At 53.6% G+C, this 20,425-nt stretch carries 16 protein-coding genes and 2 pseudogenes; 1 reads left to right on the forward strand and 17 read right to left on the reverse strand.

The features are described 5' to 3' along the window. Positions 1-269: 269 nt before the first annotated feature. From JFT66_RS24755 to JFT66_RS24795, 9 genes and pseudogenes are all read right to left on the reverse strand, one after another. The gene (locus JFT66_RS24755) at positions 270-2,384 is read right to left on the reverse strand and encodes a family 16 glycosylhydrolase (RefSeq protein ID WP_198860361.1); all 2,115 of its coding nucleotides are present in this window, start codon (positions 2,382-2,384) and stop codon (positions 270-272) included. A 24-nt stretch (positions 2,385-2,408) separates the two neighbouring features. Next, entirely contained in the window at positions 2,409-3,242 is an 834-nt protein-coding gene (locus JFT66_RS24760) for a glycosyltransferase family 32 protein (protein ID WP_060765378.1), read from the reverse strand. Between the two features lie 102 nt (positions 3,243-3,344). After that, a complete protein-coding gene (locus JFT66_RS24765) occupies positions 3,345-4,904 on the reverse strand; it encodes a carbamoyltransferase C-terminal domain-containing protein (protein ID WP_198860362.1) in 1,560 nt (519 codons plus the stop codon). A 260-nt stretch (positions 4,905-5,164) separates the two neighbouring features. Further along, positions 5,165-5,611 (reverse strand): hypothetical protein, encoded by a 447-nt coding sequence (locus tag JFT66_RS24770; RefSeq protein ID WP_060765380.1) that lies wholly within the window; start codon positions 5,609-5,611, stop codon positions 5,165-5,167. Beyond that, positions 5,601-7,622, reverse strand: coding sequence for a hypothetical protein (locus JFT66_RS29915; RefSeq protein ID WP_233097188.1), 2,022 nt, complete (start codon positions 7,620-7,622; stop codon positions 5,601-5,603). Before JFT66_RS29915 ends, JFT66_RS24770 begins: the two co-directional genes overlap by 11 nt. Then, the gene (locus JFT66_RS24780) at positions 7,619-9,355 is read right to left on the reverse strand and encodes a site-specific integrase (protein WP_198860363.1); all 1,737 of its coding nucleotides are present in this window, start codon (positions 9,353-9,355) and stop codon (positions 7,619-7,621) included. Before JFT66_RS24780 ends, JFT66_RS29915 begins: the two co-directional genes overlap by 4 nt. After that, a complete protein-coding gene (locus JFT66_RS24785) occupies positions 9,348-10,661 on the reverse strand; it encodes a site-specific integrase (RefSeq protein WP_060766620.1) in 1,314 nt (437 codons plus the stop codon). Before JFT66_RS24785 ends, JFT66_RS24780 begins: the two co-directional genes overlap by 8 nt. Positions 10,662-10,719: 58 nt before the next feature. Beyond that, positions 10,720-10,926, reverse strand: a pseudogene (locus JFT66_RS24790) (Y-family DNA polymerase); the annotation flags it as partial. Positions 10,927-11,155: 229 nt separating this feature from the next. After that, positions 11,156-11,404 carry a DUF1330 domain-containing protein gene (locus JFT66_RS24795; protein ID WP_285682699.1) on the reverse strand — a complete coding sequence of 83 codons (249 nt, stop codon included), beginning with the start codon at positions 11,402-11,404 and terminating at the stop codon, positions 11,156-11,158. Here JFT66_RS24795 and JFT66_RS30310 point away from each other — a divergent pair. Next, positions 11,361-11,497 (forward strand): annotated as a pseudogene (locus JFT66_RS30310) (DNA polymerase V subunit UmuC); the annotation flags it as partial. The gene JFT66_RS24795 and the pseudogene JFT66_RS30310 overlap by 44 nt on opposite strands. A 282-nt stretch (positions 11,498-11,779) precedes the next feature. Here the strand turns inward: JFT66_RS30310 and JFT66_RS24800 are convergent. The 8 genes from JFT66_RS24800 to JFT66_RS24835 all read right to left on the reverse strand — a co-directional run bounded on the left by JFT66_RS24800 (position 11,780) and on the right by JFT66_RS24835 (position 20,254). Beyond that, positions 11,780-13,108 carry an OprD family porin gene (locus JFT66_RS24800; protein WP_198721194.1) on the reverse strand — a complete coding sequence of 443 codons (1,329 nt, stop codon included), beginning with the start codon at positions 13,106-13,108 and terminating at the stop codon, positions 11,780-11,782. 68 nt (positions 13,109-13,176) lie between these two features. Further along, positions 13,177-14,133: an electron transfer flavoprotein subunit alpha/FixB family protein gene (locus JFT66_RS24805; protein ID WP_198721193.1), complete on the reverse strand. Its 957-nt coding sequence runs from the start codon at positions 14,131-14,133 to the stop codon at positions 13,177-13,179. Continuing rightward, positions 14,134-14,883, reverse strand: coding sequence for an electron transfer flavoprotein subunit beta/FixA family protein (locus tag JFT66_RS24810; RefSeq protein ID WP_198721192.1), 750 nt, complete (start codon positions 14,881-14,883; stop codon positions 14,134-14,136). 130 nt (positions 14,884-15,013) lie between these two features. Then, entirely contained in the window at positions 15,014-15,874 is an 861-nt protein-coding gene (locus JFT66_RS24815) for an HpcH/HpaI aldolase/citrate lyase family protein (RefSeq protein ID WP_198721191.1), read from the reverse strand. Beyond that, the gene (locus tag JFT66_RS24820) at positions 15,871-16,356 is read right to left on the reverse strand and encodes a MaoC family dehydratase (RefSeq protein WP_198721190.1); all 486 of its coding nucleotides are present in this window, start codon (positions 16,354-16,356) and stop codon (positions 15,871-15,873) included. Before JFT66_RS24820 ends, JFT66_RS24815 begins: the two co-directional genes overlap by 4 nt. 120 nt (positions 16,357-16,476) lie before the next feature. Continuing rightward, the gene (locus JFT66_RS24825) at positions 16,477-17,775 is read right to left on the reverse strand and encodes a CitMHS family transporter (protein ID WP_198721189.1); all 1,299 of its coding nucleotides are present in this window, start codon (positions 17,773-17,775) and stop codon (positions 16,477-16,479) included. Between the two features lie 106 nt (positions 17,776-17,881). Beyond that, positions 17,882-19,027 carry a CaiB/BaiF CoA transferase family protein gene (locus JFT66_RS24830; RefSeq protein ID WP_198721188.1) on the reverse strand — a complete coding sequence of 382 codons (1,146 nt, stop codon included), beginning with the start codon at positions 19,025-19,027 and terminating at the stop codon, positions 17,882-17,884. 60 nt (positions 19,028-19,087) lie between these two features. Further along, positions 19,088-20,254 (reverse strand): acyl-CoA dehydrogenase family protein, encoded by a 1,167-nt coding sequence (locus JFT66_RS24835; RefSeq protein WP_198721187.1) that lies wholly within the window; start codon positions 20,252-20,254, stop codon positions 19,088-19,090. Positions 20,255-20,425 lie beyond the last annotated feature (171 nt).

Genomic DNA, 20,425 nt, shown 5'->3' on the forward strand with positions numbered 1-20,425 from the left:
ACACAATCGGCCAACTTCTGCCGGTGAAAGACTCCTAGCGTGCTGGTCAAGACCAACGCATACGCCTGGTCAGGTCGAATGCAATTGACTGGTCAGTGGCATTGCAAACGGGTGGTCAAGTGGAATGCAATTACGCACGCATACACAGCAACTCCTAGGTCAGAATCCATCCTTGGGTATGGGGGGCTTAGGTGGACCTGGTGCGACTAATTCCGGCTAGAGGGTTTTAACCTCACTTTGCACACGCCACCGTGTAACTACGATTTGAGTCACGCCCACACCGAGACATTTTTGAAACGCGCTATCGCTGGCAAGAGATGGGGATCGAGTCGTCCTGCGAGCTCTTCGGACCGAGGAGCCCAGAGGTTTGCGTGGAGTCGCATTGGAAGATGTGGAATTGGAGTGGGGTCCCAGCCTACACGCTCATGCACGACATGGCCGTCCACTGACCATGTGATACGGTCCGGTCGCCAGTCAACCGTGTAGACATGGAAGTCCGAAGTAGCATCGAAGCCGAGGTCGATACGGCAAGGCGAACCCCTATAGCCGAAGTTCATTGCTGCGTCATCGTCACCTGGGTTGAAGTAGACGTTTACCAGCATGCTTCGAGGATCATCTCCTGCCAGTTCTACATCAATCTCTTGCCTCGGTGCATCTCGGTGAAGGAAAAAACCAGTGATGAGGCCAGATCCGCTGGCGGCTTTTATCTCAGCCTCAAAGCGACCGTATCCGAACAGTCGTTTTGACGCGAAGGCTCCCGAACGGTACTGCCTGGTTCCATTGGCAACCTTGCTGACGATGAGATGGGCACCGTCCTTATCATGAACGAGAGCATCCTGCGAAAACGAGACCAAATTCCCCGGAAAAGTCTCGATGAGCGCGGAAAAAGACGAGGTCGCTGTAGTCATTTCGGAGAAAACGAGCAGCTCCCCTACAGGTGTTATGGGGCGATTCGAGGGTACTTTCGGCTGCCACCCATATTTTGCCGAGAGGACCCAAGGTGACTCATCTAGCAAAGAAATCTGCTGGGGATGCGACGGGGCAATCCGGTGCGCGCCGTCCTCTCTACCGACTCGAAACATCCTCAGGCTCCGTGGTGTTCCAACCGGGAAAGACTGCACGGGCTCGGTGAGTCTGAGAAGACTGCAGATCGGTTCCCACAATCCACTCTCTGACTCGTCATACGACAGAATCGCGGTGCGCGAAGGCGGTAGAGCCCCCTGCCGTGTCTCGCACCGAAACACTGCCTTCGCTTCCATAAGAAATCTTACGTCAGTCCTTGCGGTCATGGCTTCCATGGCCTCCGGCGTTAGTGGAGCGTCAACGAGAGCGTCGAACATCTCGAAAAGCTCCAACAAGTCTTGCGGTCGAATTGCGTCTTCATCACCATCGAACACCCGCACTCGCAACCCCAACATCGACAAAGCCATTGCGAGCGGTTCATGCTCACCGCGGGTGGTCCAGGCCAACACCGACAACGCCCCCGCCCGTTCGGGTGCCATAGGGCCCGAGCCTGCATCAACAATCCCCGCTCGCGCTAGGTAAGGAAGCACGGAATAGGAATTGTCCGAGCCGCTGTCCTGTCGCTGTAATATCACAGGCGAGGAGAGGGCGAGTGCACCGAGCTCACCAAAGCGATAGTTTAACCACATGTCCACAGGGCCAATAACGGGCATTGCCCGTAGCAGCGCTGCCGCACCCTCACGCGACAAGATGTAGCCGGAGAGAAACCAAAGTCCCCGCACCGGTCGGAAAAGAGCATCGCAGAGGTCAACACGTTCTGCTGTTCCCCCGGCATCTTCATAGGACAGATACAACAAACGCGGACCTCCTTCTGCCCAACAGTGTTGAATGGCGGCACGCCAGCCACAGGAGATTGCTGCCGCTGCACCTGTTGTGAACCAAACGTCGTCCTCGAGCACCAGCACATAATTGTCTGCCCCGCATGCGATGGTCTTCCAAACCTCCACGTGCGACCTCGCTACAGCAATTTCCTGCCGCGTCATTTTTATCGGCTCGTTGATGGGAAAGCACTCCTCAAGCCTTGCATCCGGCTGGACGTATAGTTGGTCACCAATGCGGTATGTCGAGTCGACATCGGCAGTTGCGGCGACGGCGCGGCCGTCGCGAGCATCCACTGCCGCGAATCGTCGAGCTATAGAGGCAAGGGAAACATCGTCGGCCGTGCGGAACCGCCTGAGTTCTCGGACTACACGCCGCCATCTCCGCGGTTGCCGGTCAAGGTTGATGATTAAAATCGAGTTGATCAGTCCTTCGCCCGTACCAAAAGCCGAGATTTTCCCACCCGGAAAAATGCTAGCAATGGCACGTAGCAACCGAAATGCTATCCCACGCAATATGCCCGAGGCGTCCCTAAGATTCATCGAAACTTCCTACTCCAGATAGCCTCAATGGGAGTCCATGTTGCGCCAGTTGCGGGCGTCGTTACGGTAGGAAAGGTCCCAACGTGTTTGCGCAATTGACTCCCAGTCATTTAACAATTCGAAGTCGAGAGGTGCCCCCCTAATAATCAGATCACGTGCGTGCGCGGCTAAAGAAGCGGTGATATTTCCGGGACCAGTCGTCTCTTGGATCTCTGGGAAACGAGCTTTGCCTAAAAGCTTCTCGGTCGAGCGAGACAGCGCTCGCTTCAGTACGGGGTGATGGGCTGGCGCAGCTATTGGATCGTTGTTGACATAAAAGATGCGTTCGTCTGTCGGCAGATCACTTCGCCAGATCTCTGACGCTGGCACCATGCTGCTAGATGGGATGTCGTAGCAAAGCGGCTGGACCTTAAGCGCGCTGTCATGGAAAAGGTCTCTCCAGTTGTCTCCAAGCAGTACGTCATCTGCATCGACATAAAGTCCACCTTCTGCAACCAAGACGCACATCCGCAAATAGTCGCAGCGCATTGCCGGATGGCGACATCGGGCGAATGCCTCTTGCTCCGACTTTCCATACCACTCAGTAATGTACTCGGCAGCGGATACGTCGTTAAACATCCGGAATGCAAAACCCTCCGCGCTTAGCCTCTTCCAACTGTTAATACAGGCTTGAACGTCTTCCGGCACATCATGCGGATCGTGCCAGTACTGTACGAGTGTCTTCGGAATACTCGAAGCCAGGTTCGATCCGGTAACATTCGAAGTTGCCGAGCGGTTCAGCTGATGCAGCGTGAGGTTTCGGATAAAGGCGGATCGCAGACGATCGTCCTCCTCGAATCCCAGTGGGTATGAATCCATAATGTTCGCTTACTCAGTAAGGGGCATACATCGGATTGGGGCGTCCGACTGATGCCCCTTCCGGCGTGACGCGTGGCGCAACTACCGCTAGTCTTCGCCCAGTTAGCGGGTCGTCAAAACTGAAGAGTCCGCGACCGCCTTGTATGCTTGATATCGCTGGGAAACCTTTAGCAGATATGCCCGCCCTTCAACCACGAACCCGTCCAATCCGTGCTCAACGCAGTAGGCATCGAGATCAGCAATGTTGTTGATGAAGCCTTTCCCGTTGAAATTTAGGGACGTGTTACACAACACTCCGTACCCAGTGCGATTTTTAAACGCAACAAGCAAGTCATAAAGTCTTTTGTTGGTTTTAGAGGTGACGGTCTGGATACGGGCCGTCCCGTTCACATGCGTGACGGCTGCTAGAGCTTTCGTCGTTGCACGATGAGTGAAAAGCATGTGCGGACTTTCGTGTGTGCATCCGAACCATCTCTCAGCATCATCCTGGAGGCATACAGGTGCAATCGGACGGAACTGTTCGCGCTGCTTGATCTCGTTCAGTCGGATTCGAGTGCTATCTCGGAACGGGGTAGCCAAGATGGACCTGTTGCCAAGTGCGCGTGGGCCGATCTCGTATCGGCCGCTTACCCATCCGAGGATGAGGTCGCTCGCCAGCATATCGGCGATTGCAGCGGAATCGACATTTCGGATGTCATATCTATCAGCATTGAATGCGCCGAGCGTACCAAACGCCAACCCAGCATAGACATCCCATTCGATCTTAGGATTACCAGTAAAGCGGAACTGCGCATCGACGGCCGTGCCTATGGCGGAGCCAGAATCGTTGGCGACCGGAGGCACGAATATCTCCGAAAAAAGACCAGTCTCCTTCCATTTCGTGTTCCAGTCGCAATTCAACCCGCATCCACCGGAAATAACTAGTGGAAGCTTCTTTTTCAAATGTTTTTTCGCGAACCGATAGAAGATATCGAATATCGCATCGCTATAAATTCCTGCAAAGTTTCTAAACTCATGGTCTTCCAGGCCGACATTGAAGTGAGGCGCGCTTTCAATGCCCTCGTAAGAGTCGAGTGCTTGGTACGGGCCACTTAATAGAAAATTAAGCAACTTCTTCTCTTCAACGGAAGGCGTGCTCCGATTCGAATATGATGCCAGCGCCATGAGTTTCCCCGCATCTGAGTTCCGGGGATACGCTCCATTTTTTGGAAAGGTCGGATCGGCTAGGCCATAGAGCAGACCGTATCGATTACCCGGCTGACCTAGAACGTCGGCAACCAGTGTGATGTTCAGTTCTGAATCAATCTCGTAAAAAGCACCGATGCCGCCCTCCCACACTAAGGCATAGCAAGGAGTTCCTTTTGGGAAAGCAGACATGCCAAAGGCGCAAAGTAAGTGTGCGCGTTCGTGTGAGGATGAAAAGTACTTCACATCTCGTTTTAGGAAACGTCTTTGGCTTACGATGACATCGTTATCGGATACACCACGATATCCGACATTCGTTTTGGAGCCATATAGATACTCATTATGATCACGAGGCCACCACCCCCCGGCACAAATGACATCAGGGATGTCTTCTAGCTCACCGATCGCATCCAAAACATCCGGAATAGCAAGTGATGAATACCGATAGTTCGAATTTTTTTCCGCTTCGATAGACATTATCAAATGTCCATCTTGAAGCAGTACAATGGCGCCATCATGGCCCGGGTTATACGAGAGAATTTTCACGCGGTGGCAATCCCGTCATCCATAAACACCTACTTGCATGATGGCGCTCCCTCTCTGTTGAGGTGAGCGCTCCATGCACCCTTTATGCAGCAGCGTAGGACCGTACCACAATTTTAGTTATGCCAACTCTCCTAACATCGCGATGTGGTCACTAGTCAAGCTTGAGGTACACCCCCCTAAGCGCTGTTATCTCAAAGCTTTCTCGACCCGCGCGGATCCAACGAAATTATATTTGACGCAGGCAACTGCCGCTCAAGCTCAGCGATACGGTCATACAGCTCAACGATTTTTGCATCTGCTTCGCTCAATAAGCTTGCGAGTTGATCGCGCTGCCGGACAACTTGCTCAATCCGATCACGCAGGGCGCGGCTTTTCTGCCGAGCGAGAAGATTTACCTTGTTCAACGAAGGAGGTCGCTCCTCCGCATGTTGTTCCACGTAGGTCTTTATCTCTGCGATGAGACTCGGGAAACGTGATTTCTTAAGCGCCGACGGGTCGCTCCCGGCCTCTTTGGCCACGTTGTTCTGAGTGACCGGTGTCCCCTTAGGTAGAAGCTGTGGCCTATTGAGTTTCAGGCGCTCAAAAGCATCACGATATTGATCCGCCGCGCTGCGGCGAGCAGGGAGTTTAACGTCCATCTGCGCTCCTTACGACACGACGGAAGCTTTCTACGCTTCGCTGTTGAGCCATTAACGATTCCATTAGCGGACTCCCATCCTGAGCAGTAGCAAGCCGTTCTTTGAGTACATGTTCAAGATCATCCAACGTACCCAATCTTTTTGAGTCATACAGCACATCAGGGCAAGGTTTTGCATCCACTGAATCACCGCCGCCGCAATGGGCAATGTTGTCAATTCCGCCGTACGGACAAGGCTCTCGACTCGCACAAACGCCAAGAATGATCGGGCGACAGGCGACTGCGCCTTTCTTTGCCAAACCAATCATCTTCTTCGCATCCTCTGGCGAAATCAGCCGAACAATCTCAGCCTTTCGTTTGTCTCCATGGGGACTGATAAAACGCTCACTCGTAAGCTGCTGTAACTCTCTCCCAAGCGTCTCGTACATTGTGCGAACGTACAGAGTGTGAGCCTTTTCCTCTAGACGCATCCGCGAGTGATTTTGTCCGTAGTAAAGGCTCATCGCTCGTGTGACGTGCTTGAGCTGGTACTGAAGCGAAGCATCACTTACGAGCCCGGAAGCTTGCATGTTCACTGCCCCAGTTCTACGCAGCTGATGCCAAGCCAACGGCCATACAGCGCCCGCTTGATACTCCTCCGGCAATGAAGGGGTAGCTAGCCGGGCTAATTTCAAATCCTCAGTAGTGATACGCAAACGTTCTAAGTCGAAGAGCTTCCCGTACCGCCCCAAAAAGTCGGAATATGACTGGATGCTCGGCCTCAGTGAGTGATTACCTTTATTGCGCAACGAACTCCAGGGCTCGTAAGAAAAATCGTTCAAGTAACGCTCGGCGAGAACTCTCTCGGCTTCGTGAGGTGCGTGTAGTGAGCGAAACAGAGAAATAACCTCCATCGCCTTCACGGCGACCGCCACAGATGGGGATGTGACCCAAATGGCGTCCCTATCAGAGAGCGTTTTTGTCGTCTGCCCACGTAACAAAAAAATGTCACCGAAGCTCTTGTCGTGCTCGATGTCAAGGCACCCGGCTCGAAGATTCCATGCTTCCTCGACCCGCATGAGACTGAAGTTAAGGATGTAAGCCAAACCCACGCCGTTGACCAGTTTCAGATAGCTAGTCAGCGCTCTTACTTGCAAGTCACCACTGCGCCCTACCCAACGTTCAAGTAGCTCAAAGATGCCGAAGCGTTTCGCGGTATCCGCAAACGCGCCGAGAAAACGAAGCCCCGTTTTAGTGCCTGACAACTGCATGTTATAGCCGCAAAAAGGCGGGGCATTTACGCACGCCGTTCTCTCCGAAACCCTCTGGTTATGTTCGTAAGCCGCGAAGCAGAACCGGTAACAAGCTTCAACCTGTTCTCGATGGGATAGGAAGTTATCAAGGCACTCTCGCAGCCTAGTCACTTGATAGCGCCAAATGCGTGGAGGAATGTAAGGTGTTTGAGCTGTATGGTGAGTTGGAAAAAGCGCAGCCAGGCGGGTTAGAGAGCCTGGATCCAGCAGCGTAAACCCTACGGAATCTCTGGACGCGTAAAGCTCATGCATTAACGAAAGAAACTCGGTTTTTCTTGAGCTAGAAAGAAAGGCAGGTATCCGTTGGCATACGCTTGGAAAATGGCTTAGTTCGCTGGCAAGGATTCCTGCCTCTTCGCAAAGAACAAACAGCCGTCGCATCTGATCGAAACGCGTTTTAAGAGATCTGTAGCCACGAGCGCCGTACGGCCCGTATAGCCACCAGCCTGTGATGACTCGAAGCAAATTTGCGTTCGTTGAGCTGATTGGCGCCGCTGATTTTTTAGCTGGTCCATCACCAAAATTCAGGGTCACTGCCTTCTTGGCCCATGGATCAAGCCTCCAAATTGGATCGCCCCAGCGGCTTACGACGTTACCCAGCGCATCAATTACGACTGGCCAATCAGGCGGCGGAGGCCAGCTCTCTGGACGGTAATTCGATGCCTCAGGAACGGCGAGAGGCGACTCGATAGAAAGCCCTAATGTCGAGAGCATATTCATAGGGAAAGCCCCGCTGTAACTTCCGCAAGTCGAATAAATCCGTCCCAAGCTGGGTGATAGTCCTCCTCAGCTATGCGAGCCAGTGCCTCTTCAACCCATAGCCGACGCACCTCGCTACTTTCATGAAAGAACCGTAGCTTCGCACTCAGACGCTCGACCGCAAGCATCGCTGGATGATCAGCCTCTTCAGATCTGTCCGTGCACGCCGGACGATACCTAACTAGCTCCAAGCTCTTGAGCATTCGCAAACTACTCAGAGACCAGACGTGATCCTCGCTTTCAATATCCCGATGATTGACGCAGAAAAGGCAACCCGCTGCATTAATACAATCGGGATCAGGAGCATTAGTTGGAGCATCCACGACCGATTCTGGAACCGGCGCCACACAAGTACCTGGAGCAGGCGAGCAAACGACGGGATCTGTTTGCCGGTGAAATCGACTGATTTCAATCATAGCAATTTGCGGATTGGGCTCGGCGTAAACACGAATCAAAGTTTCAGCGGTGTGCTGTGCGATTTCTGCCACAAGTTCGGGGCGTTGCGACTCACGTAACAGCCAGTTGATACGCGCACCCCGGAGCTTACGAGGCCGAACGAATTGAATACCGGAATATGTGCAGAGGCGCGTGATAGCTGTGAACTGGGGAGCTTCTAGAACGAGACGTCCCCCAAGACGGACGAGAGGGAAAAGAAGTCCCTCTAGATCGTCTGGAAACCACGTGTTTCGCCACTCGATGTAGCGTTCGAACCACTGCTTGTAGCTTGAGAACACTTCAAACAGCACTTCACCCTGGCGGCGCTTTTTGTAAGACCTGACTTGGTAACCGTCAAGATGACTCGTGTAATGGTATTGGTCGATTCGAAGCTGATGCGCCTGTGACAAATTCATGCCAGTTTGTGCTATGAACATAAGCAGTTCGGCTTCAATTCGTAGGTTCACTGCCGGGTATCGAGTCTCGATTGAAACGTCAGAGTTCCGAAGTTCGCGGTTTCGTAGGATATCCGCAATCTGGAATTTGGTTCGAGGTCGAATCCCTCGTGACGCATCCTTCTCTGTATCGCGCAGGCGGCACCAGATAGGTAGCGTGGAACCCGACCGCAATTCCACTTGAATGGGAAGTGGCCCCGTCACGACTTCATAGGTAAGGGCCATACAGAGGTCGGCAATGAATTGACCGAATAAAAAGCTATCTTCTAAGCTTTGCTTACCAGTACTCCCATTACCTGCCCTTCCGTTGCCTCTTGGTTTGCGAATTCGGGTGCTGTAGAGAAGCGTCGAGCTTCGACCCAGAACTCGGTCGAGCATTGTCGCGGTTAAACTTGCCGTGTCGTATAACGATCCGGCGGTTAGATATTCTTCCACGCGGTGACGCTGTAGAAGATGCTCAGCCCACCCCAGGTATGCTTCCGCGACCGAATCGACACTCAACGGACGCCCGCGTTGATCCACCCACTGAAAAAACTTCCTCAACGCACCGATCTTGTTATTCGCCGAAAAGCGGCTTCCTCCGCCGACAAGATCATCGGTCAAACAATAATGGAGCCCTTTCACAAGTTCTACCCGCTCCAGCAAGGGATCACCCAAAGCACCTGATGTGATTTCACTGCGTACAGTCTTCACTTTTGCCTTAGCACCACCGTTGTATAAAAGTGGTGCCATATCCCAGGGCGTCTGATTTGTCGCGTACTCAAGCATTGGAAACGTCAGGTCTGAAAACGTCAGATTATTCATCGCTTGCTCCCTGCATTGAAGAAATCCCTGTAAACGCAGTCATGAAGCTGTTCGCAATGGCCTGCTTAGCAGGTGCGGCTTGCACAAATTTGATGTATTTGAAGGTGGTAGCCTCCGAATTTCGACCGTGAAGCAATGCATTGCTGACAGTAGCAATCACTATCGCCACATCAGTGCAATTTGCTAAAGCGAGCCTAGCTAACTCAGTTCCAAAGGTGCATCGGGATTGGTGGAAGCGAAACTTCCTGAGCGTTTTGATGCCCGACGCGATGCCTAATTTTCTAAGCGATGACATCTCAACGTTTATGGCCGAAGATTGATCACTGTTGCGACGTCCAAAAGGGTTTCCGAAACGTGTCAAGAACACCAAGTCTTGATGCTCGCCAGCAGCAAGTGCCTCGCGAGTCAACCTGCGAAGACCCTTGGCGTACTCCAAGACTTCTGAACACAAAGCTTCGGGAATCCATACCTGGCCAGTTACTCCAAATTTGGTATGCACGGGCGGGGACGCACCTGGCCCTACGGATAGCAGAAGCAGACCTTTAGCAGACGGATCATGTAGGGCACGCTCCAGCGTATCGATACGAAGGTCACAGATCGTTCCCAGTCGCATACCCGTGAAGAAACCTAAAGCCAACATCAGGTAAAGCTCGGGTGAGGCGCTCTGTTTTGCGAAATCAAGAATGGTGTCTCGATCAACCGCAGAGACTGGAAATAGCCCACCTTCCAAAGTGACCCCAATGCGTTTTCGGTTTGGAATACCAAGATCGGTGGTGGTGCCAGCTAGCGTCCGCTCGAAGCCGACCTGGTCAAAGTATTTGATGAAATAGCGCTTGTCTTTCCACAGCGGCAATAACGGGCTTAGAAGGCCACGCCTCCTAACCCACCTGTAGAAACTGATGCAATTACGCATGTATTCGGAGGCCGTAGCGGGACTGATATGACCAGCATCGCGAGCCTTGATAAGCGCCCCACGGTACTGAACAAGACATCGATCAGCCTTTCGAGACGGAAACTCAAACCACTGAAGCCCGCGACTCTCCAAAAACTTCGCGTAGTTCAACAGCCCATTCAGGTTGCTAGAAACGGTCTTAAGGAGTGCCTCACCATTGGTGACTCTCTCCATAGCCCAGAGATTGGCTTCTCTCCAAGGCAAGCCGTCTTCCCAGAATATTTGTGGTAGACCTTCGATCACTACACGGGAGCTATTCAGCGAGTAGGTAATCAGGCGGTCTTTGACAGAAAGGTCATGCGGACTGAAGTGAATGTGTTCGACGGTAGGCAAGTGGAATCTCTGTAAGAGCAAGCGTCAATGTCCATGGGGACAAGATCTACGTTTGGGCGTCCACAGTATGCAACTTATTCTTATCAATGCTGTAGATCTCGACGGCGGGCACCAGGCTCTCGATCACCGTCATGACTCGCTCACTCATATCCCCATACAGGGCGTAATTTGAGGAAAACGGGACTATGCCATGCTGCTTCAGCTTGTGTTTGATTTGGAAATACGGCTCGCCCATCTTGATAAATGGCTTGGCGTCGTAACTGCGAGCGATGACGCAACCGTCGTTGTATCTGAATGACCCTAACAGTTAGAAGAACATAAACCATTGATTTAAATAGAATCTTTCCTGCTAACATTTTTCCGATTTTTGCCATCGAAGATGGGGATGATGTTGGGCGTTTTGCCGTGTTGAAATCACTCGGGCGACTCTATTTAGGGAGTCCTTCTACGATAAAGACGCGATACTCAGCCCCCTTCAATCGATGCTTTAGGGCTTCTTGATATAGGGGGCTGTCTTACGCCGCTCTGGCGTCGGCAAGCGTTGGAAACTCAAGAATAACGGCGCCATCCACAGGTGCGCCTTCAAGTGTTTCCACCGCGCCATAAAACGCCAGCGGCGTGACCGGATGGCCTACCGATGCGGCTGGCGCGCTTTCCTCGTACTTCCTGAATTCTTCAAGGTCGGTAATCCGATCTCGAACGTAAACAACGTAAGCGGTCAGCTGTGAAAGAGTCTTCCGGCCTGACTTAGCCCATACGCCTATCGTCGTGACGGAACTGTGATTGCCCGCAGTGCGGAAGCCAAGCCCCACGTGAAAATGGGAGAGCCGTACTTCCGATGCAGCAGAGGTCATGGGCGATTCCCCAGAACGTCGACAGAATCAGACTAGCTCAAAAGTATTCCACCTAACTTACATGCGAAGGCCGATCTAAAGGCGTTCTATCAGAAGCTTGATCTATGCAATGCCTTCAACCCAGAAGTGGGAAAGACACTCAACGTGGGCATTGGCAGGCAAAAGCCTGAAACGGCCCAGCAAAGAAGCTGCGGTGCCGTTATCGAGAGCTCGCCGCCGCGGATGGTTCAACTTCAATTGATCCACATAAAGCAAGGGCTCCCCACAACGGAGCCCCCTCGGTGATCAGAACAACGCCAGCGTGTAGCTGATAGCTACGCGGTTCTGATCCTGGGCGTATTCGCTTGGCAAGCCGCTACGCAACGTACCGTTACGCCAACTGAATCCTACGCCCTTGAAGGTGCCACTCTGCACCACATAGGCCAGCGCGATGTCGCGTTCCCATTCCTTCTCATCGCTATCGGTGGCCATGCGAATGTTGGTGCCTTTGAGGTATGCGACAGATGCAATTAGCCCAGGAACACCCATTGCGGCGAAGTCGTAGGTGTATTGCCCGAATGCTGTGCGTTCGCCGGCCCGAGTAAAGCTGGTGATCAGTCGGTCGGTGAACAGGTAAATACTGCTGCCCCCCGCACCTTCGTTCGTGTTGGCTTGGTTGAGCTGCACGAAGTTGCCGCTGTCGGAAACGCTCTGGTATCCGAGGAGGAAGGAGTTGCCTCCCAGGGCATAGGTAAACATCGCGCTCCAGGTGTCGTTGTCGATTTTGCCAACGGTATCACCTAGGCCACCCACGCGATATCCGGCAGCGCGGCCTGAGGCGGAGTTGTTGCGGCCATCGGCGTCGGTCTTGAAGTAACGCAGGTCGGTGGTCAGTGACTGGCCCTCGCTCAAGGGCAGCACATGCACCAAGCCGCCGAAATGCTGCACGTAATAGTCTTCCAGCTGGGCCGCGTAATACTGCAGCGTGAGCTGTTTGGTCAGTTTGTAGTCGGCACCGGCAAAAAGGAATTCATTGCTTTGCTGAGAGCCGCCGGCGACCGCGAGCCCGGAGCGGTTGGTCGAGCCACGACCGGTGGTGTGTTCCAGGCGACCGCCGACCAGGGTCAGGTTCTCCACTTCCTTGGAGGTGATCATGCCGCCTTCGAAGGTTTGCGGCAAGACGCGACCATCGTTGGCCACCAGAATCGGCAACTTGGGCTGGAGGGTCCCGTAGCGCGCCTCGGTCTGGGAAAAACGCATTTTTCCGGTCAGCCCCAGCCGGCTCCATTCGTCCACGGCGCTGCCATCGCGGTCATCAGGAACCATCGAGCTGCCGCGGTGGTTGCCTTTGCCGCCGTCCAGTCGCACCCCCAGCAAACCGAGCGCATCGACACCAAAGCCGACGGTGCCATCGGTAAAGCCGGATTTGTAATCGAGGAAGAATCCCTGCGCCCATTCTGCTGTCCTGCTTTGCCCGGCGGGACCGGCGCGATCACGGTAGTCGTTGTTAAAGTAGTAGTTGCGAAAACCCAGGTTGGCCTTGCTGTCCTTGACGAAGTCCGCATGCGCCAGGGGTGCCAGGGCGACACCTGTGGTGGCGAGCAAAGACAGTCGAACGAAAGGAATTTTTTTCATTGTTGTTTTCCTGATGGACGTGGCAATAAGGCACAAGCCCCCTAATTACGGACACTTAATAGATTTCTTCATAACTGTTGCTCAAACTCTGGAATGATTTCGAACAGATCTCCTACCAGCCCATAATCAGCTACCTGGAAGATCGGCGCGTCTTCATCCTTGTTGATCGCCACAATCACTTTGGAGTCTTTCATACCGGCCAGATGCTGGATCGCACCGGAAATACCGACGGCGATGTACAGCTGTGGCGCAACGATTTTTCCGGTCTGACCGACCTGCATGTCGTTAGGGACGAAACCGGCGTCGACCGCGGCGCGAGAAGCCCCGACGGCGGCGCCCAGCTTGTCAGCCAGAGCGTACAGGTGTTTGAAGTTGTCGCCGTTTTGCATGCCGCGACCGCCGGAAACGACGATCTTGGCAGCGGTCAGTTCCGGACGATCGGACTTGGCCAGCGCTTCACCGATGAAGCGCGAGGTGCCGGCATCGTGAGCCGCTGCAACCGCTTCAATAACCGCCGAACCACCAACAGCTGCCGCCGGGTCAAAACCGGTGGCACGCACGGTGATGACCTTGACAGCAGCGTTCGATTGAACGGTAGCGATGGCGTTACCGGCGTAGATCGGGCGCTTAAAGGTGTCAGCGCTTTCGACCGAAATGATCTCGGAGATCTGGTCAACGTCCAGTTGAGCGGCCACGCGCGGCAGGATGTTTTTGCCGTTGGACGTGGCCGAGGCCAGGACATGGCTATAAATCGTGTGTTGTTCGAGCACCAGACTGGCTACCAGCGGCGAAACGTTTTCCGGCAGTTGGTGAGCGTAGGCGGCGTTATCGGCCACCAGCACTTTAGCCACACCAGCGATTTTCGCCGCAGCTTCAGCCACGGCGCCAACGCACAGACCGGCCACCAGCACGTGGATCTCACCACAGATTTTGACGCCAGCCGCCACAGTGTTCAGCGTGGCCGGGGCCAGTACTTTGTTGCCCTGCGGGTCGGTTGAATAGTCAGCAATCACCAAGATAGTCATTCAAATCACCTTCGCTTCGTTCTTGAGTTTTTCCAACAATTCAGCCACCGACTTGACCTTGATACCCGCGCTGCGTGCAGCCGGCGCTTCGACTTTCACGGTCTTGTTGGTGGTGGCGGTGGAAACACCCAAAGCGTCCGGAGTCAGCACTTCGAGAGGCTTCTTCTTGGCTTTCATGATGTTTGGCAGGGACGCGTAGCGCGGCTCGTTCAAACGCAGGTCGGTGGTGACAATGGCCGGCAGTTTCAGGGAAACCGTCTGCGCGCCGCCGTCGATTTCGCGAGTCACCGCAACGGTGTCGCCGCTGATTTCAACTTTCGAAGCGAACGTGCCCTGACCGTAGCCGCTCAATGCAGCGAGCATCTGGCCAGTCTGGTTGTTGTCGCTGTCGATGGCTTGTTTGCCGAGGATCACCAGCTGAGGCTGTTCCTTGTCGACCACCACTTTCAACAGTTTGGCCACGGCCAGTGACGTCAGATCTTCTGCGGATTCGACGAGGATTGCACGATCGGCACCCAGCGCCAGGGCGGTACGCAGCTGCTCTTGAGCAGTGGTCGGACCGATGGAGACGACGACGATTTCAGTCGCAACACCTTGCTCTTTCAGGCGTACGGCTTCTTCCACGGCGATTTCGCAGAAAGGGTTCATCGACATCTTGACGTTAGCGAGGTCGACGCCGGAGTTGTCCGCTTTGACGCGAATCTTGACGTTATAGTCGACCACTCGTTTGATGGGCACCAAAATTTTCATGGCTTACCTTTTATTGTTTGTGAAGATGCCACCGCTGCTGGCGGGATTGCGTCGAAATTTCTGTGTGCGAGCTCTATTAACTTATTCGTTACAACAGCCTCCATAATCAGGCTTAGTCGTGGCGTCTAAGTCAGGGCGCGCCGGCTAACTGTCGTTGAGAGTTACAGGGAGGCACTTCGAGTACTCGAAGTGCTTGTCTAAGGAGAGGCTCATCGATCATGCGTCCATTTAGGCTTACTACGCCGCCTGCAGCAGATTGCATCGCCGCAACCACTTCTTCAGCCCAAAGGCGTTGCTCTTTGCTGGGGCTGAAGGCGCTACGAATAACGTTTACATGGGAAGGGTGGATGCACGCCTTGGCTGTAAAGCCCACGTCAACCGCTTGCTTCAATTCGCGGGCCAACCCGTCCACATCTGCTATATCAATATGCACGGCATCAATGGCTGGCTTACCGCACTGGCCAGCAGCGAGGAGTATCGTGGTTCGCGCGTGCTCGACCACAGGGTAGTAGTTTCCGAAGGAGTCCCGGCTACTGCGCCCTCCCAGGTCGGCGATTAGATCTTCGCCTCCCCAGAACAGCGCAATACAGTTCTGAGCCATCGCTAACTGATAAGCGTTGATCACTCCTTTCGCGGTTTCACAGAGCGCGATGACGTGGAAGTCATCCAAAGCCGCCAGTTGCTGTGTTTCCTCTGCCTTCGGAAGAAGGATCAGCGGAGAAAAACCGCTCCGTTCACGCAGGTCCCGCAAGGCTTGCACATCCTCTTTGTACCAAGGGGATGTAGATGCGTTGATACGGACAATTATGTCCTTACCTGATTCCGGCACGGCATTAATTACGCAGCGACGGGCCGCCTCCTTGCGTTGTGGAGCGACGCTGTCTTCCAAGTCAAAAATAACGCGGTCGGCACGATGCAATGCTTTTTCAAAGCGGTCAGGACGATCGCCAGGGCAAAATAAGATGGCCTCTCCGAGGCGGATTTCTTTCATACAACCTCCGGCTTGCGCAACATGAGCGCGTGACGCCGGGCGACGGCCACTAAAACACCTTTCTGGTTATACCCACGATGCTCCAGCAGAACTATTCCGGCGTCCGGGCGGGACTTTGATAGACGCTTCTCCATGACTTCTGTCTTCGCATAGAGGGTATCGCCAGAAAACACCGGTGCAGGAAAACTTATGTCAGTAAAACCTAGGTTTGCTACAAGCGTTTTTTGTGTCAAATGACCTACGCTCAATCCAACCAGAGTTGAAACTGTCAACATGCTATTAACTAAGCGCGTCCCGAACTCGTTGCTAGCACTGTCATGTGCATCGAAATGAATGCTCGCTGGGTTCATGGTCAGCGAAGAAAATAACGTACTGTCTCCGTCATCCAGCGTTCTCCCGGGCGCGTGACTGTAAAGCACCCCTATTTCGAGTTCCTCGTAATACAAGCCTCGTTGTTGGACAACCGAAGTAATTGCATTCATTTACAGACTCCCGCTCTTCTAATTATTAATGAGTTCGCAACGGCTAAGAAGCAATTCCGCGTCAACAGCCGGCCGCGATACCAACTCCATTCGAACTTGCCTATCTGCGTTATATTTCAATCAAAATGGGAACACCCCAAACGCTGCCGCTGCGATGGTCATAATCACGCTTGCCGCAAACAGAAACGGAATGGTGAATTTCTGATGATCGGCCAGATCTATTTTGGTCAGGCCCACAATCAAGAAGGTTGCTGGAGTCAGAGGACTGACCGGAAACCCTGTTGTCATTTGCCCGAGGAGCGCTGCCTGGCCCATCTGAATTGGCGGTACTCCGAGCATCTCTGCACTGTGGGCCAACACAGGCAATACACCGAAGTAGAAGGAGTCCGGATCAAACAAAAGGCTCAATGGCATGGAAAGCAGGCCAAGTACAAATGGCATATGCTCAGCGTGTTCACGGGGCACATGTTGTACCAACATTTCGGCCATGGCCCTGAGCATGCCTGATTCGCCCATAATTCCGGTAAATACACCGGCAGCCAGCAATACACTCGCCATCATAAGCGCAGCTTTGGCGTGAGCGTCTACTCGGGCGCGTTGCTCGTGCACATTGGGATAATTGACCAATAATGCGGCGACAGTGCCGAGCATAAACATCAGCACCGGTGGAACCCACCCAGCCACGAGAATGGTCAAAACCGTCAATGTGATCACACAATTGACGCCGAAACGCTTGGGACGACGTATTTCTTGTTCTGCAAGAGATACTTCAGGCACGTGTGCCGAAACGTCGACACCCATAGCCGTGATACCCAGACGCCGCTCCTCCCGAAGCCCGAGCCAATAGCACACAGCAAAAACGAATATCAGACCAATTAATTGCACTGGGATGAGCGGATAAAACATTTCCGTTGTCGGTATTCCCAGTGCCGCCGAGGCACGCAGCATCGGTCCGACCCAAGGCAGAAAATTCACCCCTGCGGCCAGCGATACCGCACAGGCTAGAACTCTCTTATCCATTCCTAAGCGTTCATAAAGCGGAAGCATTGCTGGAATAGTCACCAGGAAAGTTACCGCTCCTGATCCGTCCAGGTGAATGAGCAGCGCTAACATGGCGGTGCCCATAACGATATAGCGTGGTCGTCCACCGACAATCTTCAATACGCGCTTGATGATCGGATCGAGCAACCCTGCATCGGTCATCACGCCGAAAAAGATAATGGCGAAAATAAACATTCCAGCCACAGGAGCAATATTTTTTATACCAGTGAGAACAAAGCCTGAAGTCTGCAAGCCGAAGCCAGCTAATAGCGATGCAACCACTGGCACTAAAATCAATGCCACTAGCGGCGAAAGGCGCTTCGTCAGGATAAGCAAGAACAAGCTGACAATGGCCAGCAAACCAATACTCGCAAGCATTTTTCTTTCCTCACCGAACGACCCAAGATGCTGCCCGTGTATCTAAAGACAGTCCCCGACTAGCCGGCTTATGTAAGAGAGGCCCATAACTTTGGGCCTGGCCTAGTCAGTCCGCGGTCGTGCCGAAAATTTCTGCGGCATGTTCATTCAGCAATGGGGGACGGAGCCGATAGCTGGCCGGTGTACGACTCAGGCGAATCGGAGAGGCTATGCCGCTGTAGTCCTCTCCGATCTTCACCAGCATGTTGCGAGCAGCGACTTGAGGTAGGGCAAGCGCCTGCGGAATATCAAGTACCGCCCCGCAGGGTACGCCTTGGTGGATCAGTTGCTCGCACAGCGCCTCGCCGGAAAGCTTCAGCAGTTTTGTAGCCAATGCTTGCCGCAGTGCTTCGCGGTGCTCATTACGCAATTGGTTGCTGGAGAAACGTGAATCATCGATCAACTCGGGCAAAGCGAGGTGACGGCACAGAGCGGAAAATTGTGCATCGTTGCCAACGGCGAGGAATATGTCGCCGGTGGCGGTGGTGAATTTGTCGTAAGGCGTAATGTTGGGATGGGCATTGCCGCTGCGCTGGGGTGTTTGCCCTGCGTAGAGATAGTTCGCCGAATGCGGATGCAGGATGGACAGCGCACAATCGAACAATGCGGCTTCGACAAATTGCCCCTCACCACTGCGCTCGCGCTCGAAAAGCGCCATGAGGATACCGAGAGTGGCATTCATACCCGTGACCATGTCGACTATAGGCACACCAACCCTGAGCGAATCACCGTCTTGCTCACCATTCACGCTCATGAGCCCGCTCATGGCTTGGATAGCAGCATCGTAGCCAGGCATGCCAGCGTAAGGGCCTTGATCGCCGTAGCCAGAAATGCGGCAATGAATCAGCCTGGGGAAGCGTGATTTCAACGCTTCATAGTTCAAGTCCCAGCGCTCCAAGGTACCTGGTTTGTAGTTTTCCACTAACACATCGGCCCCTTCGAGTAGGTCGAATAAACGCTGGCGGTCGACGGCATCGCTGAGGTTTAAACTTACTCCACGTTTGTTCCTATTGACTCCCATAAAGTACGCGGAGGTACGTTCGCGGACAGGCGCACCCCAGCCACGAGTTTCGTCGCCTGAAGGAGGCTCGATCTTGATCACTTGCGCACCGTGATCAGCGAGGATCTGGGTGCAATAGGGGCCACCCAGGACTTTCGATAGGTCTACTATTTTGAGCCCCGACAGCGCGCTCAAGTTTGCTTGTACGTTCATCGGCGTTACCTTTTTATTGTTCTTGTAGAATCCGCCTCGGCGTCTACGCCGGAGACTTGTTTAGTAGGACTTGGGAAGGCCCAAAACCTTTTCGGCGATATGGCACATGATTAGTTGCGGGCTCACCGGTGCCAGGCGCGGAATCCAGCTCTCACGCAGATAACGCTCGACGTGATACTCCTTCGCAAAGCCCATACCGCCAAGCGTCGCCACTGCGGTTTGACACGCCTGACTACAAGCTTCAGCCGCCAGATATTTCGCGGTGTTTGCTTCGGCGCCACAGGGTTGTCCGGCGTCATAAAGGCTGGCGGCTTTGTAAACCATTAACTGCGCGGCCTCCAAGGCCATCCAGGCTTGAGCTAAAGGATGCTGTATGCCCTGGTTTTGCCCAATCGGTCGGCCAAATACCACTCGATCCCGCGCATACTCAACCGCGCGCCACAGCGCCGCTTGACCTAGCCCCACGGCTTCTGCCGCAATAAGGATACGTTCGGGATTGAGGCCGTGCAGCAGGTACTCGAAACCCTTTCCTTCCTCGCCGATAAGATCTTCTTCGGGCACTTCAAGGCCATCGATGAAGAGCATGTTGGAATCCACCGACTTGCGGCCCATTTTTTCTATCTCGCGAACTTCGACTTTTTCGCGGTCCAGGCGGGTGTAGAACAGGGAAAGACCATGAGTCGACTTGCTGACCTGATCGCGAGGTGTGGTCCTGGCAATGATCAGCATTCGGTCGGCTACTTGCGCGGTGGAAATCCAGATTTTTCGGCCATCAATCACATACCCACCGGGGACCTTGCGTGCAAAAGTCTTAAGGTTTGTTGTGTCCAGACCTGTGTTGGGTTCTGTAACTGCGAAGCAAGCCTTCTCCTTGCCTTGAATCAACGAGGGTAAAAAGCGCTGCTTTTGCTCTTCGCTGCCGAATACCTGCACCGGGTTCAACCCGAAAATGTTCATGTGTACGGCTGATGCACCGGAAAGACCTGCTCCCGAGCCGCTGATGGTTTGCATCATCACCGCTGCTTCGAAAATGCCAAGACCGGCACCGCCATATTTCGCGTCCATGGCTATACCCAACCATCCCTGATCCGCTAAAGCGCGGTACAGCTCGTGGGGAAACCGGCCGTCGGAGTCGCGCTCAAGCCAGTAATCATCACCAAATTCCTTGCAAATTCGTTGAATGGAATCGCGGATGGCCAGTTGGTCTTCATTGAGCTGAAAATTCATCGCTTTCTCCGTTGTTTTTATTTGAGGGCCGCGGGGTACGCGCGCTTAATTCACCCTGGGAAAATTTAATTTACGCTTGTGAATTAAATCGCGCAATCATTTTCGTGATCGCGCTTTGTTCGAGGATTCAAGGACCACGGAGCAGTGGAATGCCGAGAACTGAGCAGCGTG

This window comes from Pseudomonas sp. MF6755 (assembly GCF_016405635.1).
Taxonomy (GTDB): Bacteria; Pseudomonadota; Gammaproteobacteria; order Pseudomonadales; family Pseudomonadaceae; genus Aquipseudomonas; species Aquipseudomonas haemolytica.

Excerpts from the sequence above, each read along its gene's own strand:
- JFT66_RS24755 (WP_198860361.1), bottom strand. The coding sequence starts at position 2,384 with ATGAATCTTAGGGACGCCTCGGGCATATTGCGTGGGATAGCATTTCGG.
- JFT66_RS24760 (WP_060765378.1), bottom strand. The coding sequence starts at position 3,242 with ATGGATTCATACCCACTGGGATTCGAGGAGGACGATCGTCTGCGATCC.
- JFT66_RS24765 (WP_198860362.1), bottom strand. The coding sequence starts at position 4,904 with ATGTCTATCGAAGCGGAAAAAAATTCGAACTATCGGTATTCATCACTT.
- JFT66_RS24770 (WP_060765380.1), bottom strand. The coding sequence starts at position 5,611 with ATGGACGTTAAACTCCCTGCTCGCCGCAGCGCGGCGGATCAATATCGT.
- JFT66_RS29915 (WP_233097188.1), bottom strand. The coding sequence starts at position 7,622 with ATGAATATGCTCTCGACATTAGGGCTTTCTATCGAGTCGCCTCTCGCC.
- JFT66_RS24780 (WP_198860363.1), bottom strand. The coding sequence starts at position 9,355 with ATGAATAATCTGACGTTTTCAGACCTGACGTTTCCAATGCTTGAGTAC.
- JFT66_RS24800 (WP_198721194.1), bottom strand. The coding sequence starts at position 13,108 with ATGAAAAAAATTCCTTTCGTTCGACTGTCTTTGCTCGCCACCACAGGT.
- JFT66_RS24805 (WP_198721193.1), bottom strand. The coding sequence starts at position 14,133 with ATGACTATCTTGGTGATTGCTGACTATTCAACCGACCCGCAGGGCAAC.
- JFT66_RS24810 (WP_198721192.1), bottom strand. The coding sequence starts at position 14,883 with ATGAAAATTTTGGTGCCCATCAAACGAGTGGTCGACTATAACGTCAAG.
- JFT66_RS24815 (WP_198721191.1), bottom strand. The coding sequence starts at position 15,874 with ATGAAAGAAATCCGCCTCGGAGAGGCCATCTTATTTTGCCCTGGCGAT.
- JFT66_RS24820 (WP_198721190.1), bottom strand. The coding sequence starts at position 16,356 with ATGAATGCAATTACTTCGGTTGTCCAACAACGAGGCTTGTATTACGAG.
- JFT66_RS24825 (WP_198721189.1), bottom strand. The coding sequence starts at position 17,775 with ATGCTTGCGAGTATTGGTTTGCTGGCCATTGTCAGCTTGTTCTTGCTT.
- JFT66_RS24830 (WP_198721188.1), bottom strand. The coding sequence starts at position 19,027 with ATGAACGTACAAGCAAACTTGAGCGCGCTGTCGGGGCTCAAAATAGTA.
- JFT66_RS24835 (WP_198721187.1), bottom strand. The coding sequence starts at position 20,254 with ATGAATTTTCAGCTCAATGAAGACCAACTGGCCATCCGCGATTCCATT.